Consider the following 17,505-nt stretch of genomic DNA (forward strand, 5'->3'; position numbering starts at 1 on the left):
GGGTGTTTGTATCCCTTTTCAACACGTGTTACAGTGATAGAAGGGCCTACTATTGGCCACTCTACTCCATGCAAGATATTTAGTGAGAAAGGAGTGAACCATTTGCGAAAAGGCGTTATTCCATCTTCTATCACGTCTTTAAAATGGTTCAATTTTTTTGTATATGGAACCATGGTCCTCTTCACCAGCTTCTTTCAACTATACCTGCTGGATGTAGGGATGAACAAATTAGAGATTGGTGTCTTATTCTCTATGGGAGCGCTAGTATCCATATTTGCAAATCCATTTTGGGCGTTCTTAACAGACCGTTCTCAGAATATACGGCGTATCGTTTTGCTAATGTTATTCGGAACGCTAGTGTTCTCACAGTTTATGTTTCGAGCAAATACATATGAAACGATCTACAACGCCATTATTTTGTTCTATTTCTTCCAAGGACCACTATTTGCTCAAAGCAACACGATGATTCTCAGCTATATTGACGGAACTAATCAGCGCTTCCGTTCTTTCCGGCTTTGGGGTTCAATAGGGTGGGCAGTGATTGCGATTGTCGCCGGCTTTATCCTGGATTGGGCTGATGTATCCATCTTGACCTATCTGCTTACAGCGTTACTAGGTGCATCAATCCTATCCGTTCTTGTATTGCCTAAAATTAACCATACCATTATGAGAGCTCCGATGCCGTATAAGGGCTTAAGTAAGTTGATTTTCAATCCTTTTTTCTTGTGTTTTTTATTGTTTGGTATTCTGGTATCCATTCCAAACACTATGAACACCACATTTATATCCTTGTATATTACGGATCTGGGCGGCTCTAAAAAAATGATCGGTCTTGCCGTATTCCTCTCCTCCATTTTGGAGGTGGGCGTATTCGTTCTCTGTGACCGGTTCCTGAAACGTAAAATTTCTGTTTTGCTCGGCTGGCTTGCATTGGTCAGTGGTTTGTTCGTTCTGCGTTGGTGGTTTATGGCTGATGCGACTACTGCCCTTCAAGTGGTGTTCATTCAAATTTTACACTGCATAACGTTCGGCGGCTTTTTCTATGTAGGTACCCAATTGACGATGCTCCTGATTCCACGGCCTTATCGCTCTTCCGGACAAGCGCTCTACACCCTAAGCTGGAGTGGGATATCCGGTTTCATTGGAGGTATTCTCGGAGGTTGGATGTATCAGTATCTGGGTGCACAAAGCATGTATCAGACGGGTGTATTTTTGACGCTTATTGGAACGCTTGGCTTTGGTTTCATGTGGCTCTTTGTTAGCCGTGGTGGGTATCGCCCCCCTTCAGAGGAAGATGAAGAGATCTTCGACATCGAAGCATTATAATTCAACAAAAAGCAGGCTCAAACGTACCTATTCGGGACGTTTGAGCCTGCTTTTTGTTGTTACCTTGATTAATTTATCTGTTTAGCCTTGTTTAGGAGGCTGAAATGAACTCTTCAGTGAAACGATAAGATTGAATACGAGATGTCCAGGCGCTGAATATTTGCTATCCACATTAAAATAGCCATGACGGAAGAACTGGAATTTATCCTGAGCCACGCTATCCTTAAGCGCAGGTTCAACAAACCCTTGCAGAATTTCTATAGACTTAGGATTAAGCTGATCTAAGAAGCTAGGCTCCGATTTCTCTACCGAGGAATCCAAACCTTCAACCTCCACAGCCTCATCCGCATCTTCAGCAGAAATCAGAGGCTCGTATAGACGGAATTCCGCAGGAACCGCTTGGCTAGCTTCAACCCAGTGCAACGTACCTTTTACCTTGCGGCCTGTAAATCCACTTCCACTCTTCGTTTCTGGATCATACGTACAATGCAGCTCCACTACCTCGCCATTCTCATCCTTAATAACCTCATTACATTTGATGAAATAAGCATGCTTCAGACGTACTTCATTACCAGGGAACAACCGGAAATATTTGTTCGGCGGATTCTCCATAAAGTCATCACGCTCAACATAAATTTCACGCGAGAACGGAATTTGACGTACGCCCATTTCCTCATTCTCTGTATTATTCTCCGCTTCAAGCCATTCTGTTTGACCTTCAGGATAATTGGTGATAACAACCTTAAGCGGTCGTAACACAGCCATAGTACGCGGTACAGTTAGCTTAAGATCCTCACGGATAAAGTGCTCCAGCATTTGCAGGTCCACCAGACCCTGACTCTTAGAGATACCCGCTTCATACACGAATTTACGAATCGCTTCCGGCGTATATCCTCTACGGCGTAGACCAGAAATCGTAGGCATCCGTGGATCATCCCAACCATCCACATGTCCTTCGTCTACAAGCAGCTTCAGCTTACGCTTACTAGTCATCGTTTGAGCCAGATTCAGACGACCAAATTCATATTGATGAGGGACAGCTGGCATCTCACATTCAGCTACAACCCAATCGTAGAATGGACGTTGATCTTCAAATTCGAGCGAGCAAAGGGAGTGAGTAATCCCCTCAATAGCATCTTCTAACGGATGAGCGAAGGTATACATCGGGTAGATACACCATTTATCGCCTGTATTATGGTGATGTGCATGTGTAATCCGATAAATTACAGGATCACGGAGGTTAATGTTCGGTGACGCCATGTCAATCTTGGCGCGAAGAACCTTCTCACCGTCCTTGAATTCGCCTGCACGCATACGCCGGAACAGATCCAAATTCTCTTCGATACTACGATCACGATGCGGACTGTTCTTTCCTGGTTCCGTCAGCGTTCCACGCAATTGACGAATTTCATCCGCACTGAGGTCATCGACATAGGCTTTGCCCTTTGTAATTAATAATTCGGCACGTTTGTACATTTCCTCAAAATAATCAGATGCAAAACGCAGCTCTTCCCATTCATAACCGAGCCACTTTACATCTTCCTGAATCGAGTTTACATATTCCGTATCCTCTTTAGCCGGATTCGTGTCGTCAAATCTTAGGTTAGTCTTGCCACCGAACTCGTCCGCCAGTGTAAAGTTAATCCAGATCGCCTTGGCATGTCCGATATGTAAATAACCGTTCGGCTCCGGCGGAAAGCGTGTGATAACTTCCTTTACTTTACCGGTACGGAGGTCTTCGGTAATAACATTCTTAATAAAATTGGAGGGGGTGCTACGGTTCTCCACAGCTATCAACCTTTCATTCTGTAGTGTTACACTACTTCTTGTATAAACATGTTTCCTACTAATATACCCGTTAAGCGTAGATTGTTCAATAAAAGGGGGCACAAGGCACGGATCATTTTTTAGTGTCTTTAGACCTTTTGACTTCTGTCAGGGCGATAGAGTAGCATGATAATCATAAGAAATAATCCATAATCATACATAAGGCCTTGTGCCAAAAAGGAGGCAACCGCTTGTTTAATTATGTCATCGATGAAGAGCTGATGTTAAAGCCGCTAATGCCAGAGCACGCTCGGCACATGTTCGCGTTAGTAGAGCACTCACGGGAACGACTACGACAATGGCTCCCTTGGGTGGATGCCGTTACGGAACAGGACCACACTCTAAATTTCATCAAAAATGCGGTTAAACAAAGCACTGACAATGGTGCTTTTACCGCTGGACTATGGGTTCGCGGTGAGCTCGCCGGTGTTATTGGGTATCACCAGATTGACTGGCATAACCGATCTGTTGGGATCGGCTACTGGCTGGGTGAAGGATATGAAGGTAAAGGGTATATGACCAGTGCCTGTCGGGTGCTAGTAGACTATGCACTACTGGAAATGGAGCTGCAGCGTGTAGAAATTCGCTGCGCGACCGGAAATGTTTCCAGCCGGGCGATCCCGGAACGGCTTGGTTTTGTCCTTGAGGGTGTGATTAGACAGTCAGAGAAACTGCCTGACGGCTACGTCAACCATGCCGTATACGGTTTATTACGTAGTGAATGGCAGCTGCTCGGCTAAGTTAGGCTAAGCAAGCAACACATATAAGCTCATAAATAGAAATAAGCCTGGAAGGCACACGCCTCCAGGCTTATTTTGGTTTGTAGATAGTGTTTAACTCTCCGGCAGACCCAGCTGTTTTCGAAACTTGTTCCGCACTACGGCGGAGAGAGTTCCTAGCTCCGCAAGAGCTGCCAGTGCAGCTTCCTCTTGCAGCCCCACTTGCATTAAATGTAGTACATGCGCCACGGACGCACCGCCAGCTCCACTTTCTTTTTTGACAATCGCATCTCCGGTTGAGATCTTTCCTTCACGAAGCACACGCAAGTAAAATCCGCTATATCTAGTATCCAGCACTTGGGCCGGGAGATCTGCCGGGCCATGCTTTTGTGAGATTTTGAAGCAAGGATAACGTGGCTGGCTGACCTGCAGCACAGTGGTACCTATTTCGTACACATCGCCAATGCACACATCTGTCTCTAATAAGCCGGCAGTTGTTATATTTTCCCCGAAGGCAGAGTATTCCAGTTTCTTCCCAAGCTGCTGCTCCCAGTAGGGATAATGCTCGATGGGGTAGGCACAAACTGCCTTGTCAGGTCCCCCGTGATGTTTAAGGTCTGCTTGCCCGTCTCCATCAAATCCGCTCATATGTAGCTGAACTGATCCTTCTACAGGCATTTTATAAATCCCAGTCTCCAAAGGTTTCCCCCGATAATCCACTGTTACCGGCCGCCCCACATTAAGCGAGATGATCTCCATATCCTTCTCCTCCTGTCAGCATGCAGCACATAAAGATTTCATCCACATATCGACCGCCAAGATAAAACTCCTCCCGCAGACGTCCCTCTTCCACAAACCCGCATTTACGATAAAAAGAAAGCGCTGATTCATTACAGGATAATACGCGTAGACGCAGCTTACGAATGGCGTTATCTGCGGCGTGTTCCTTAATAGCCTCTATGAGCTGCCGGCCAATACCTAAACGTTGATAATCCGGATGAACAGCAATATTGACCTCGCACACATGCCTGTTACTCTCCATTCGACTAGGGCAGCCAAACCCAACATATCCGCATAGCTTGTCATCCTTTAGTGCTACTAGCTGCGAACCCGGGGGAGCATTCAGTAGATAATCCTCTTGGGAACGCCACATTAATGGCCCCGGGCTAGTGTTCTCCGTCCAGATCATATGATCCAGATGAATCAGTTCCCGCACGTCTTTAATCTCTGAGAACCTTATTATAAACCTATCCCTGTTGCTAAGTTTCATAAAGATGTACACCCCTTGCCTTGCACCTCTATAGAATTCACAGTAGATCATTTGAATCCACTATGCTCAACTCTCAACTATCCTATTGACCGCTCCAATGAATTTCCTCGGCGGTTGATATACGCATGAACGATAAAGAATCCTACGGACAGCAGTGCCATCGCACATGCCAACCATGCGGTAGGCGCTAAACCTCCACTATCGTATAACCTACCCATTAAGTATGGTCCAATCACCCTGCCGACTGCCCCCATGCCTCCACTTAGCCCTAAATAGAAAGGAGCACTGCGACCTGCATGATCCGAAATAAAGGAAGGCATGGCCGGAGATATCAGCATTTCCCCAAGCGTAGCGAGTACCATCCCAAGCACTAGACCTGAATAAGTCGGCATCCATAAAAGAACAGCATACCCACCCAAATAAAATAGAGCACTTACTGTCATTTGCGCCGTTGAGGTAGATGCGAACCAGCGTTTAATTACTGTTACGAGCGGCTGAGCTGCAAAAATGAGAATTCCGTTAAGCGTCCAGAGAAAACCATAAGTCTTCTTAGGCCAGCCCTCAGAAATAATGAACGGAGATACCCCTGTATTCCAGATAGAGTTCCCTAATAGTAGGAACATCGAGGCAATACCCATATAAAGATAAATTCGTGTATGCCCCATTAGCTTCCAGGTAGATTGTTTGTCAGGACCAGCCTTCTGGTGTTCTGCGACCTCCTGTGGAGAATCTCCTCCGACTTTCTTGAGATATACAAAAAAGAATACCGCAAATACCGCTGAAGTTACGCCGTTCATCACAAAGCTGAGCATATAAGAAATATCGGCCAAAAAACCACTTAACGCCGTACCCAGTGCTACACCAATATTATTAGCGACATAAATAACATTAAACAACTCTCCGCGCTGCTTCGTAAAACGAAAGCCGATAAATGCCTGAATCGCAGGTAAGGACAGTGAATTAAAGAGCCCTACCAGTCCCATCGCGACCATAAATAACGTCCAGTTGTTACTTGCTGCCGGCAAAGTGAACAGAGCAAGTGCATTCATGCCCAGCGCTCCAACAATCAGCCGGTTAACGCCTACCTTATGATAGAGTGAGCCCCCGAGTAGTTGACCCACAATTCCTCCAACTGATTGAATAAGAATCACTAATCCAGCATCCGACATGCTGCGTCCAAGCTCATCAAAAACATACATTGTAACCAATGGCCACATCAGTGCACTACCCGTTGCATTAATAAGACTAGCAATTAAAAATATCTTAACTTCTTTAGGATAATTCTGTAAAAACTTCATAAGTAGTGTACATCCCCTGTAATATATGTGTCATTATTCCATCCAGTATTATCCCAAAACAGGGTTCAGGGCAAGCAGACGCATTGACGTGCTATCGTGATAAAGTCTGAGTATACTTCACCTCTTATTTAGGACTAACTTCTGCCGTAGCTGAGAAAAAAGTAGCACCTTTCACGTCCGCATTCCTCCCTATTTCTATTATCTATTTATATTTTATAGTTGCCGCTGTCGTCCGTAAAGTAGACTAAACAATAATGAAGTGTTTCGTTATTACAAAGTCGGGGTAATAGAGCCTAGAAACACTCCCCCTTTTAAAATTCGCTGTGCATCCGAATTCGTTCCCCCGAGCTCGGATACATCACGGCGGATTTTATTTGTCTATACAGCAAAAAGCACCCCTCAACTATTCTAAGGAGTGCTCTATAAGATAGGTTTAGGCGTGTTTTTTTACACCGCTGCCGGACATGCTGTCCACGGACTGAATAGATGCAGGCTCTTTGCGCAGGTAAGCCATCCAATAAGCTGCCGCAACAAAGATCGCACCGCCCGTCAAGTTTCCTAGCCATACCGGAACAAAATTGTTGAAGTACTCTCCCCATGAAAAATAACCTTCAAAAATAGCTGCCGGAATTAAGAACATGTTGGCTACAACGTGCTGGAAGCCGATAGCTACAAAAGCCATCGTTGGGAACCAGATACCGAGGATTTTGCCACTGAAGTTATCTGCTCCATAGGAGAGCCATACCGCCAAAGCTACAAGCCAGTTACAACCGATACCGGAAACAAATGCCGGCAAGAAGTCTGCCTCAAGCTTATGTCCTGCCATCTCCACTAATTTTTCCAAATACACACCGTCAGAGGTTAAACCAACCACGTGACCGAAAAAGTAAGCTACAAACAAAGCTCCCGCTAGATTGCTCAGGGTAATCAATACGAGATTCTTAATCACTTCCCAGAAGGATATCTTTTTCGCCATAAAAGCAAGTGGCACAGCCATCATATTGCCTGTCAGCAATTCTCCCCCTGCAAGCAGTACTAGAATCAATCCGACAGGGAAGACAGCTGCCCCAATAAAGTTAGCGATGGATCCCCATTCATGTGGTGCGCCAGCAATGACGCGAATATCCAGTAAAAATCCGAGCGCGATAAACGCTCCTCCCAGAAAGCCCAGAATTAGTACGGTGCTTAAAGGATTGTGCGCCTTTTTTATGCCGTTCTCGACCGTGACTGCGGCAATCTGCTGCGGTTTATTATAAGCCATGATTCCTATCCCCTTCATCTATTTACTTAAAATTTGTTCCTTTACGACCATTGTAGCGTGTCATAAAACACATTAACGTGATAATTATCACTTAATGAAAAACTAAGTGAAACTTTTCACTGACATGTCAATTTTAACGAAGCGCATCCATAATTACAATTGTAAGAATAGGCTCCATATTATTTTAAAGGTAAATAGTACCAGCATCAATCACAAAAAACCGGGGCCATATATGGCTCCGGTTTACCCAACTTTATTGTTCACAGGCAATTAAATTATACGGTTACTGCCTCTTTGCTTGGTACTGATGCCGGTAGCGATTCGAGTCCTACTGTATTCAGGAAGTTCCAAGGCTTGTTGTAATGAGGTTGGAAGAAGAAATCGATAAAGGCAAGCTGATCGATTGTCATTTTATTTTGAATACATACAGATACTGTGTTGATCGATTGCGTCAAATCCGTCTTGGACAAGATTTGCGCTCCGAGAATGCGGCGTGTGGCGCGATCAAATACCACTTTTAATTGCACCTGCTCGAAGGTTGGCATAAATTCTGGACGGTAGTTGTCAATAATCATGGTAGTTTCTACGTCCATTCCTTCAGCCTTAGCCCCTTCTTCAGTAAGACCGGTAGCAGCGATATTATCTTCAAAAATCTTAATGCCCGAAGTCCCTTGAGTACCCATATAAGGAATCGTCTCTTTCACTAAGTTACGTGCGACCAAAGTGCCCATCCGTACGGCATTGGTTGCCAGTGGAATATAAGCGTGCTTACCTGTAGGGTTGTAATGAATCGCGCAGCTGTCACCAGCGGCATACACATCTGGGCAACTAGTCTGCATATAATCATTGACCAGAATTGCGCCATTTGGCAGCATATCCACTTGACCTTTTAACAGCTCAGTATTCGGACGGAAGCCGATGCAGAGAATTACAAGATCCGCCTCATGCTCCCTTTCGCTTGTGATAACCTTGGTAACTTTACCACCTTCACCAGCAAAAGAACTTACCTTCTCATTCAGCGCTAATTTAATACCATGATCCTTAAAGGATTGTTCGATCGGCGCAGTAAACTCTGGGTCCAAATATTTATTCAAAATACGATCTTCACCATCAATCAGCGTAACTTGCTTTCCGTTCATTTGGAAGGCTTCCACCAACTCAACGCCGATATATCCAGCGCCTACGACTGTGATTTTATTCGCTTGTTTAGCTTTTTCTATAATGGTATTGGAATGATCATAGTTCTTGCAAAGCAAGACGCCTTCCAGCTCAATCCCTTCGAGCTTCGGTACAATCGGCCATGATCCCGTAGTCATAATCAGCTTATCGTAGGTATCGTCAAACTCCTGTCCGGTTACCAAATTGCGAACACGCAATGTTTTGGACTTCGTATCCACAACGGTCACTTCATGACGCATGTTGGTCTTTACACCAAGCTCAGCAAGCTTCTCAGGGGAAGAATAGAACAGCCCGTGCGGGTCCTTGACCACTCCACCTACGTATAAAGCAATTCCACAAGATAAGAAAGAAATATTATCATTACGCTCATAAACCGTAATCTCGGCTTCCGGGTGAAGCTTGGCAGTATTTACAATTGCGGCAGTTCCGGCATGGGTACATCCAATGACAGCTACTTTCATTATTTTCTTCCTCCTTCAAATGGACAACCTGGTTATATATTCGAATTGCTTGACTGACCAAATTAGATATCTGATCACCGATGAGTTAATTGTGATTTATTTCACTTTATAAACTGATTATATTGTGATATTTATCACATTACAAGTCTTTTCGCCTATATTCTCAGATTGTTCACAATTTTAAGCATTTTCCGTCACTGCTGCCGATTGCGACCTCGTTAGCTTTGCCATGGGCGTAGGACATTATGTTCTGCCCCCTCAGGATATACTTTCTTATAACGCGCAAAAAAAGGCTTTCCCCTAAACCAACAGGGAAAAGCCTGATAATAAACTGTATCTACACCAAACCGTGAATCACGCCATCCTCATCCATCCATAGTGCCTCAGCAGCTGGCTTAGCCGGTAGACCTGGCATCGTAACGATATTGCCCGTAATCACTACAGCAAACCCTGCACCAAGCGAAAGGGTAATATCACGGATACCTACCGTGAAACCTTCTGGAGCGCCAAGCAATCTAGGCTGATCTGAGAAGGAATAAGGGGTCTTCGCCATACATACTTGAAGATTATTTAACCCAAGACGCTCAATCACCGCTAGGCTGCGTTTGGCCGCAGGGGAAAAGTTAACCTCCGCACCACGGTAAATTTCGCGAACAATCTTGGTGATTTTGGAAGAGATGTCGAGTTCATTCTCATACAAAGGAGCAAAACGTTCAGTGTCGCTATGATCCAGAAGTTTCTTTAATTCCGAAGCCAACTCTTGTCCGCCCGCACTACCTTCTGCCCATACCTTGGATATTGCCGCAGGAACGTTCAATCGGCGACAAGCCTCCACAACGTCATTAATCTCTTCTGGGCTATCGCCTTCAAAATGATTAATGGCAACAAGAACAGGCACCCCAAATTTGCCGAGATTCTCTACATGACGCTCCAAATTAGACAATCCAGAGCGCAGCGCCGTCCGGTTCTCCGTTTGGAGCTCATTCTTAGGTACACCACCGTTATATTTCAAGGATTTCACCGTCACGACAAGCACTGCCGCTGAAGGGGTTAGACCCGCTTGCCGGCATTTGATATCCATGAATTTCTCTGCACCAAGATCCGCTCCGAAGCCTGCTTCCGTAACCACAACATCTCCCAGCTTGAGTGCATAACGAGTACCAATAACACTACTGCAGCCATGGGCGATATTCGCAAATGGACCACCGTGTACAATAACAGGAGTGCCCTCCAAAGTCTGCACCAGATTAGGCTTAACTGCTTCCTTCAGCAGCGCTGTCATCGCTTCAACTGCCCCTATTTGCTCGGCCGTTACAGGCTGTCCCTCTTGGTCATACCCAATCAAAATACGGTTCAGACGCTTTTTGAGATCACTCAGATTATCGCATAGGCATAATACAGCCATAATCTCAGAAGCTGTTGTAATCTGAAATCCACTTTCCCGCACGGCTCCATTTCCATCTCCGAGCCCTGTCACAATATTCCGCAGACTGCGATCATTCATATCCATCACGCGTTTCCAAACGATACGCTGCGGATCAAGACCCAGCTCATTACCTTGGAAGATATGATTGTCAATCATCGCAGACAATAAATTATGTGCAGAAGTCACCGCATGAATATCACCCGTAAAGTGCAAATTAATCTCATCTGCCGGAATGATCTGTGACTTGCCGCCGCCCGTGGCACCGCCTTTCATGCCTAAGCATGGTCCGAGGGATGGTTCCCGCAAGGCAGCCACGGTCTTTACTCCTGCTGCGTTCAATGCCTGTGCCAGCCCAATGGTTGTTAAGGTCTTCCCTTCGCCAGCAGGGGTTGGATTCACCGCAGTGACTAATACCAGCTTGCCATCTGGTTTGTTCTTCATGTCTTCCCATAAGGACGGTGAAAGTTTACTTTTATATTTGCCGTATAGTTCCAGATGCTCTTCGCCAATTCCCGCTTGTGCTGCTACCTCTGTAATTAACTTCATGCTTGTATTGAACCCTCCTGCCGTTATTATCCTGCTGTATTCCACGCTTTATGCATATTTTGCATGGGCATTACATTCTCTTCAAAGAATACATGGTCTCTGTAAAGCGTCAAGTATAATTTATCACAACAAAATTTAAGGCGCCTATTCTATATTCCTATGTAAAAAAAGAAAATCCCGTCGAGGCCCGGCCAAAGACCGAGGTCGAAAGGATACTTGTAAAATAACAATTCATCAGTCCCTAAATGATCTACAGTAAGGACTCAATCTGTTCTGTCATCGTTTCTGGCGATTCCTTTGGCTCCACACGAGCTACTACATTACCGCCACGATCAATAAGAAACTTCGTGAAATTCCAGCTGATATCACTGCTGTCGCCAGTACCCGGCTGCTGCTCTTTTAAATAATTGAAAAGAGGGCTGGCATCCGGTCCATTCACATCCACTTTGGCAAACACAGGAAATGTAACGCCATAATTAATCTGACAGAATTCTTCTGCCTCTTCACTTGTACCCGGCTCCTGACCCGCAAATTGGTTGCAGGGGAACCCTAATACTACAAGTCCCTGATCCCTATACTGCTCGTATAGCTTCTGGAGATCCCCATACTGCGGTGTAAGTCCGCATTTACTAGCCGTATTGGCAATCAGCACTACCTTACCTTCATACTCTGTAAATGACACTTCTTTACCCGAAGGTGTAACGCCAGAAAAATTGTAGATCGACATCCTAATTCCCCTTCCTTCCATGTACTTAGACTACACTACGTATCTTACCCGAATTGTAACAGAATGCAACTTATCGACACTTTCTGTAAACACTAAGATAAAAAAAGCAGTCCTATGTATTTCTTAGGACTGCTCTCTATCACTTTGTTATTTGGATACGGGTACGACATCATAATATTCTTCCAGCGTAATCCCTTTATCCGCAATATAAGTAGCTATATCCTTGCCCACATAACGGATATGCCAAGGCTCATACTTATATCCTGTAATATCCTGCTTTCCTTCTGGAAAGCGGATGATATAACCATATTCGGTTGCATGCTGCGCTAGCCACTCCGCCTCCTTCGTTCCACCAAAACAGCTCTCCGCAGCACATTTCCCGTCACTTCCTGAGACATCGATAGCAAGCCCTGTCTGATGCTCGCTATAGCCAGGCACGGCACTGTAAGTACGAGCCAGTTCTTCTCCGTCTTTCTCAACATAACGATTGAACAGCCTTGTTTGGGTTTCCTTAGAACGGTAGGCCGAAACGCCAGCCAAGTAAATCCCGTCTTCCTCTGCGCCTGCGAACAGTTTCTCTAATGCTTCGGCAGCTTCCTTACGCATCATACGCTTCTCGATTTTCTCTTTAAATGTAAAACGCACTTCCGGGTAGACTAGATCCGTTGGCTTATAGTTCTCCGGCAGTCCATACTCCTTATTCACCATCACAGCTATGCTGTCAGGCTCTTTAAAAGAATCATCAGTGCTATTTCCCTTACCGTTACTATCCGGTTCGGACGGATCAGAGGGATCCGTTGTATTAGATGGGTTAGCTACCACTGGGTCTGTTATGCCCTCTTCGGTGCTATTTCCATCTTCACCAGGCTCAGCTTGAAGATCATCCTGCACATTTATATTGGAACCGCTACTATCTGAAGCAGAAGGAGAAGGCGTCGTATATTTCCCAATCCCCCACCCAACAGCAATAACGACAATTAACAAGATTATTATTTTTAATTTTTTTGACATCTGCAAGATCTTCCTCCTCGAAGTCGAAACACTCTATTTATCTATTAGACAAGCTTTCCTTCAAAAATGTTACACTAAGATCCTTTTTTAGACAAATATCGCTCGGATAATTGTGCCTACAAAATAAAGTTACCATAGGGAGTTAGCTTGTCCGCTAACTTCTATGGTAACAAGTTTTAGTTATGAAATTCCACTCACATTATCTGGATGTGCCTCTGCCGCCGCTTTTAAAGCCGCCGGAGCTACCACGTCCACCCCGTGAGGAACCCGTATTTCCGCTGTTGCGGCCGCCTTTACCAGCGCCACCCTTGGCACCGCTATAGCCGCCTTTGCTACCTTTACCACCTTTGCCGCCGCCTCTAGACGGACCTGTACCATAGCCGCTGCCTAAGCCGCCTCGTGGTGTGCCGCCAACGTAAGCGCCGCCGTCTGCACCTCTGGCTACGTTCTCGCTGTAGCCAGTGCTTGGGCCGCCCTTCCGGTTCGCACCGCGCGAACCGGCGCTGCTAGGTGTTGCTGCGTTGCCGCTAGCTGGCGCATCGCCTCTGGAGGCGAAGGCGCCATAGCCGCCGCCTACTCGTACTACGCCGGCAGCCTTGCCGCCGCCCTTAGGTGCGGCAGCATCAAAGCCGCTGCCGCCGCGCTTGCCAGCCGCCGCATCAGAACGACCACCGCGGCGACCTTCTGCAGGCGCGCCCCAGCCGCCTGCTTCCTTACCGCGGCCGCGGCCACCTTGCCGCGCTCCGCCTTCGCCGCGCGGAGCACCGCCGCGGCCAGAGCCGCCGGTCTTCGGTCCGCGGCCCGTGCGCGCTGCCTCAGCGCCGCCGCTTTGACGACCGCCGTGGCGTCCGCCGCCTTGTACTGCAACGAATTCGCCAACGCCGAATTCATCCTTGTCGTAACGGCGGCGATCCAGACGCTGCGAAATGCCATGCTCGATCAGGTCTAGTCCATCTTGCTCACGTGGAGAAGTGAACGTAATTGCTAGCCCTTTGCCTCCGGCACGGCCTGTCCGGCCGATCCGGTGAATATAGCTATCCACATCAAGTGGCATATCGTAGTTAAAGATATGAGTGATACCTTCGACATCCAGCCCCCGAGCCGCTACATCTGTGGCTACAAGAAGCTGCAGCTTCGCATCACGGAATCTCTTCATTACACCTTCGCGTTTACCTTGAGACAAATCACCGTGCAGCTCATCACAATCATAACCTGCTGCTTGGAGTGCTTCGTTCAGCTTGGACACCCGACGTTTGGTCCGGCAGAAAATAATAGCCAAGTAAGGACGATCCCGTTCAATCAATGTTTTGAGTGCCTCTTCTTTATTACGATCCGAGACTTCCACGACTTGCTGTTTGATATTATCCAGCGGAATCGGAGAACCACTCTTAATAATGATATCCAGAGGCTCTTTCATGTAATTAGCTGCGAGACGTTTAATCGGATCTGGCATCGTCGCAGAGAACAACATCGTTTGACGGCGATAAGGAACAGCCGTAATAATGGTCTCTACATCCTCCAAGAATCCCATATGCAGCATTTGATCCGCTTCGTCCAGAACGAGCATCTTAACGCCACTAAGATCGAGCGTCTCCCGGCGCATATGATCTAGCAGTCTGCCCGGTGTACCGATAATAAGATGTCTGCCACCTTCGAGCTTACGCAGCTGCTTCTCAACATCCTGACCACCATAAACGGCCAAGATTTTAATATCCGTATGACGCGCCAGCTTACGTGCCTCTTCTGTAATCTGCAAAGCCAACTCACGTGTTGGAGCCATAATTAGCGCCTGCGGATAAGCTCGCTCCGTGTGGATCTTGTCCATAATTGGCAGCAAGAAAGCCAATGTCTTCCCTGTACCTGTCTTCGCTCTTGCAATTACATCCAGACCCTGCACCAATGGCGGTATTGCTTCCTGTTGCACTGGTGTAGGCTTAACGATGCCTTGACCTTGAAGCAATGTACACAGTAATTCTGAAACACCTAATTCTTTAAATCCCGGCAAATTCTCCACCTCACTATTTTCTCAGTTAAATTTGATTACATCTCTTACTTAACTTCCGTCTTCCAAAGCCCTATTCAGGCAGCCCCTACTTGACTGTCCTTTTGGGGGCGTATGCTTCCGATTCAGCTATATTCAAACAAAAGCGGAAGAACCCCGTCACCGGCATTCTTCCGTCCCATGTATCCCTTGACCCGTTAAAAGAGTGCGGTCAAAGTTCGGTTTCTGGGCAGCAGCGATCCACCGGACGTTTAGACGGCACTCCATTTGCGTTCCATTCCACTTTATACAATAGAAGTAAAGTTAAGCTTAGAAAGTTATCTTTTATATTGTACTTGATAGAACGGCATTTGTGTGAAACTGCAGAATAATAATTATTCTATCCTGTAGTTGTAGGTTAGAACCTTCCCGATTTAAAAATCGCAAAGATCAACCATAAGAACATCAGAAGCGCTACTACGCCTCCAATCTCCACTGTAGGGAAATTCCATAACACTGAAGGCTGACCGCGCATCGCAGTTCCAATAATGAGTCCAACCATGATGATACTGAACGCAAGCATCACAATACTAAACGCTAAGCGGTTCCCAACCCGATCCAGCTTTCGCTCCAAATGCTCCAGCTCAGGTGCCGCAATCTCTACCTTTAGCTTTCCCTTACTAATTAGCGCGGATAGCTGCCTTGCCTGCCCAGGAAGCTCTAGAAGACTCTCCGTTAAATCGGCTACGCCTCCAAGGAACTTGCGCTGCAATCGGGGGCCACTAAATCGTTGCTTCACAAGTTCCCGTCCAAAAGGCTCTGCCATCTCTAAAATGCTAATCGTTGGATCCAAGTTGCTAATGACACCCTCAAGCGTCAGCATCGTCTTACCAAGCATCGTTAGATCCGGGGGAAGGACTAATCGATGCTTGCGAGCAATGCCAAACAGATCATTTAGCGCTTTACCTATGCTCATCTTACTAAACGGAACATCATAATACTCTTCGCGAAGTCGATCCATATCATTATGCAATGCCGCTCGATCAGCATCCTCAGGGATGACGCCGAGACGCAAAATTGCCCGGACCATCGCATCCGTATTCTTGCGCATTAGTGCGATGACAAGCGCAGACAGCTGCTCTTTCATCTCTTCGTTCAGCCGCCCCATCATGCCAAAATCAATCAAAGCCAGCTTCCCATCAGCCATTCTCATAACATTCCCTGGATGCGGATCTGCATGAAAAAAGCCATGAATGAAAATTTGTCTTAGCATCATTTCCACGAGCTGCTGAGCAATAACCTTAAGCTTAACGCCGCTACTCAGTAGTTCCTCGCGACGACTTAGCGTAATCCCTACCACATATTCCATCGTCAGCACTCGTACAGACGTATAGTCCCAATAAATATCCGGGATGTATACTCCGTCATAATCCATCTGTTGAGCAATTTTCTCTGCATTGCGTCCTTCTTGGCCGTAATCCAGCTCACCAAGCAGAGATTTCGAGAATTCCTCTACCATACGGGACAACTGATATTGCCTCGCCCAGCCTAGCTGCTTCTCAGCAAGGGCGCTCAGATCTTTGAGAATTTCCAAATCCCTACTCATCGTTCGCAGTATGCCAGGGCGCTGAACTTTAACAGCCACGACCTGCCCACTGTGAAGAACAGCTCTATGCACTTGACCGATCGACGCAGCCGCAAGAGGAGTATCCTCAAAGGAATTAAAGATTTCATCCATCCGTTGATCGAGTTCATGCTCCACAATCGTGCGCACGCGCTCCACAGGGAACGGGGGCACATTATCCTGTAGTTTTACCAATTCTTGAATAATAGAATCAGGCAGCAGATCCGAACGTGTACTGGCGAGTTGTCCAAGCTTAATAAAGGTTGGGCCCAAATCCTCCAATACGAGCCGAATCCGCTCCCCGAGCGTAAGGCTTGTATGAGCTTCTTGCGTTACAAGACGGCGTGGAAGGGATAATAAATGATAGAGCCCCAGCTCCTCCACCATATAGCCAAAACCATGGTGCATAAGCGCCATGGCAATGGACCGGTATCGTCCGGCATGTCTGATACGTACTGCCATTTAGTCCGTACGCGTTTCCGCCGATGTTCCTTCTAGATGGGAAATGCCCTCCAGCTCGGCCAATCGACGCTCCAACACAGCAATTCGGCCTTCCAGCTCGTCAATATCACTTTGTACAGGAACCTTCATTTCCTTCAACACGCGTTGTACTTGTTCTTGTACAACAGACTTGAGCATACCTCGCTCTTCCTCACCGCGTTCAATCAGACGGTCAACAAGGGCCTTAGACTCCGAAGGAGCAAGCTCCCCACGCTTCACTAGTTCCTCAACAACCTTTTCTACTTTTTCCTTACTAACAATGGTGAGGCCCACTCCTAAAGAGATCGCTTTTTTAAACAAATCACTCATAGTACTTCCTCCCAAAGATTCCGTTTCGTTACAAACGGA

Annotated in this window: 14 protein-coding genes; 2 read left to right on the forward strand and 12 right to left on the reverse strand. The window is 46.5% G+C overall.

Features of this window, described 5'->3' with window-relative positions; all coding sequences use genetic code 11:
- The first annotated feature begins 102 nt into the window (after positions 1-102).
- Entirely contained in the window at positions 103-1,326 is a 1,224-nt protein-coding gene (locus MKY99_RS28630; protein ID WP_262495582.1) for an MFS transporter, read from the forward strand.
- 81 nt (positions 1,327-1,407) lie between these two features.
- On the opposite strand, the gene MKY99_RS28635 is transcribed toward MKY99_RS28630, so the two are convergent.
- Positions 1,408-3,114, reverse strand: a complete 1,707-nt coding sequence (locus MKY99_RS28635; RefSeq protein WP_339243816.1) for a glutamine--tRNA ligase/YqeY domain fusion protein — start codon at positions 3,112-3,114, stop codon at positions 1,408-1,410.
- Between the two features lie 230 nt (positions 3,115-3,344).
- Between MKY99_RS28635 and MKY99_RS28640 the strand changes: the two genes are divergently transcribed.
- Positions 3,345-3,893, forward strand: coding sequence for a GNAT family protein (locus tag MKY99_RS28640; protein ID WP_339267642.1), 549 nt, complete (start codon positions 3,345-3,347; stop codon positions 3,891-3,893).
- A gap of 93 nt (positions 3,894-3,986) precedes the next feature.
- Here MKY99_RS28640 and MKY99_RS28645 read toward each other — a convergent pair whose 3' ends face one another.
- From MKY99_RS28645 to MKY99_RS28695, 11 genes are all read right to left on the reverse strand, one after another.
- The gene (locus MKY99_RS28645; protein ID WP_339267644.1) at positions 3,987-4,631 is read right to left on the reverse strand and encodes an MOSC domain-containing protein; all 645 of its coding nucleotides are present in this window, start codon (positions 4,629-4,631) and stop codon (positions 3,987-3,989) included.
- Positions 4,612-5,142, reverse strand: a complete 531-nt coding sequence (locus MKY99_RS28650; RefSeq protein WP_339267645.1) for a GNAT family N-acetyltransferase — start codon at positions 5,140-5,142, stop codon at positions 4,612-4,614. Before MKY99_RS28650 ends, MKY99_RS28645 begins: the two co-directional genes overlap by 20 nt.
- A 77-nt stretch (positions 5,143-5,219) precedes the next feature.
- Entirely contained in the window at positions 5,220-6,440 is a 1,221-nt protein-coding gene (locus MKY99_RS28655) for an MFS transporter (RefSeq protein WP_076297928.1), read from the reverse strand.
- A 433-nt stretch (positions 6,441-6,873) separates the two neighbouring features.
- Positions 6,874-7,701 (reverse strand): formate/nitrite transporter family protein, encoded by an 828-nt coding sequence (locus tag MKY99_RS28660; protein WP_042131410.1) that lies wholly within the window; start codon positions 7,699-7,701, stop codon positions 6,874-6,876.
- Between the two features lie 275 nt (positions 7,702-7,976).
- The gene (locus MKY99_RS28665; protein ID WP_339267648.1) at positions 7,977-9,341 is read right to left on the reverse strand and encodes an FAD-dependent oxidoreductase; all 1,365 of its coding nucleotides are present in this window, start codon (positions 9,339-9,341) and stop codon (positions 7,977-7,979) included.
- Positions 9,342-9,678: 337 nt separating this feature from the next.
- On the reverse strand, positions 9,679-11,313 hold the full coding sequence (locus MKY99_RS28670; RefSeq protein WP_339267650.1) for a formate--tetrahydrofolate ligase: 1,635 nt from the start codon (positions 11,311-11,313) through the stop codon (positions 9,679-9,681).
- Between the two features lie 250 nt (positions 11,314-11,563).
- Complete coding sequence (locus tag MKY99_RS28675) at positions 11,564-12,040, reverse strand: glutathione peroxidase (protein ID WP_339267652.1); 477 nt, start codon at positions 12,038-12,040, stop codon at positions 11,564-11,566.
- Between the two features lie 147 nt (positions 12,041-12,187).
- On the reverse strand, positions 12,188-13,051 hold the full coding sequence (locus tag MKY99_RS28680; RefSeq protein ID WP_339267654.1) for a M15 family metallopeptidase: 864 nt from the start codon (positions 13,049-13,051) through the stop codon (positions 12,188-12,190).
- Between the two features lie 199 nt (positions 13,052-13,250).
- On the reverse strand, positions 13,251-15,056 hold the full coding sequence (locus MKY99_RS28685; protein ID WP_339267656.1) for a DEAD/DEAH box helicase: 1,806 nt from the start codon (positions 15,054-15,056) through the stop codon (positions 13,251-13,253).
- Positions 15,057-15,450: 394 nt separating this feature from the next.
- The gene (locus MKY99_RS28690) at positions 15,451-17,118 is read right to left on the reverse strand and encodes an AarF/ABC1/UbiB kinase family protein (RefSeq protein WP_339267658.1); all 1,668 of its coding nucleotides are present in this window, start codon (positions 17,116-17,118) and stop codon (positions 15,451-15,453) included.
- Positions 17,119-17,466 (reverse strand): phasin family protein, encoded by a 348-nt coding sequence (locus tag MKY99_RS28695; RefSeq protein WP_042131416.1) that lies wholly within the window; start codon positions 17,464-17,466, stop codon positions 17,119-17,121.
- Positions 17,467-17,505 lie beyond the last annotated feature (39 nt).

This window comes from Paenibacillus sp. FSL R5-0470, from assembly GCF_037975205.1.
Taxonomy (GTDB): Bacteria; Bacillota; Bacilli; order Paenibacillales; family Paenibacillaceae; genus Paenibacillus_AQ.

Coding starts and splice junctions, on each gene's coding strand:
- MKY99_RS28645 (WP_339267644.1), bottom strand. CDS start 4,631: ATGGAGATCATCTCGCTTAATGTGGGGCGGCCGGTAACAGTGGATTAT.
- MKY99_RS28650 (WP_339267645.1), bottom strand. CDS start 5,142: ATGAAACTTAGCAACAGGGATAGGTTTATAATAAGGTTCTCAGAGATT.
- MKY99_RS28655 (WP_076297928.1), bottom strand. CDS start 6,440: ATGAAGTTTTTACAGAATTATCCTAAAGAAGTTAAGATATTTTTAATT.
- MKY99_RS28660 (WP_042131410.1), bottom strand. CDS start 7,701: ATGGCTTATAATAAACCGCAGCAGATTGCCGCAGTCACGGTCGAGAAC.
- MKY99_RS28665 (WP_339267648.1), bottom strand. CDS start 9,341: ATGAAAGTAGCTGTCATTGGATGTACCCATGCCGGAACTGCCGCAATT.
- MKY99_RS28670 (WP_339267650.1), bottom strand. CDS start 11,313: ATGAAGTTAATTACAGAGGTAGCAGCACAAGCGGGAATTGGCGAAGAG.
- MKY99_RS28675 (WP_339267652.1), bottom strand. CDS start 12,040: ATGTCGATCTACAATTTTTCTGGCGTTACACCTTCGGGTAAAGAAGTG.
- MKY99_RS28680 (WP_339267654.1), bottom strand. CDS start 13,051: ATGTCAAAAAAATTAAAAATAATAATCTTGTTAATTGTCGTTATTGCT.
- MKY99_RS28690 (WP_339267658.1), bottom strand. CDS start 17,118: ATGGCAGTACGTATCAGACATGCCGGACGATACCGGTCCATTGCCATG.
- MKY99_RS28695 (WP_042131416.1), bottom strand. CDS start 17,466: ATGAGTGATTTGTTTAAAAAAGCGATCTCTTTAGGAGTGGGCCTCACC.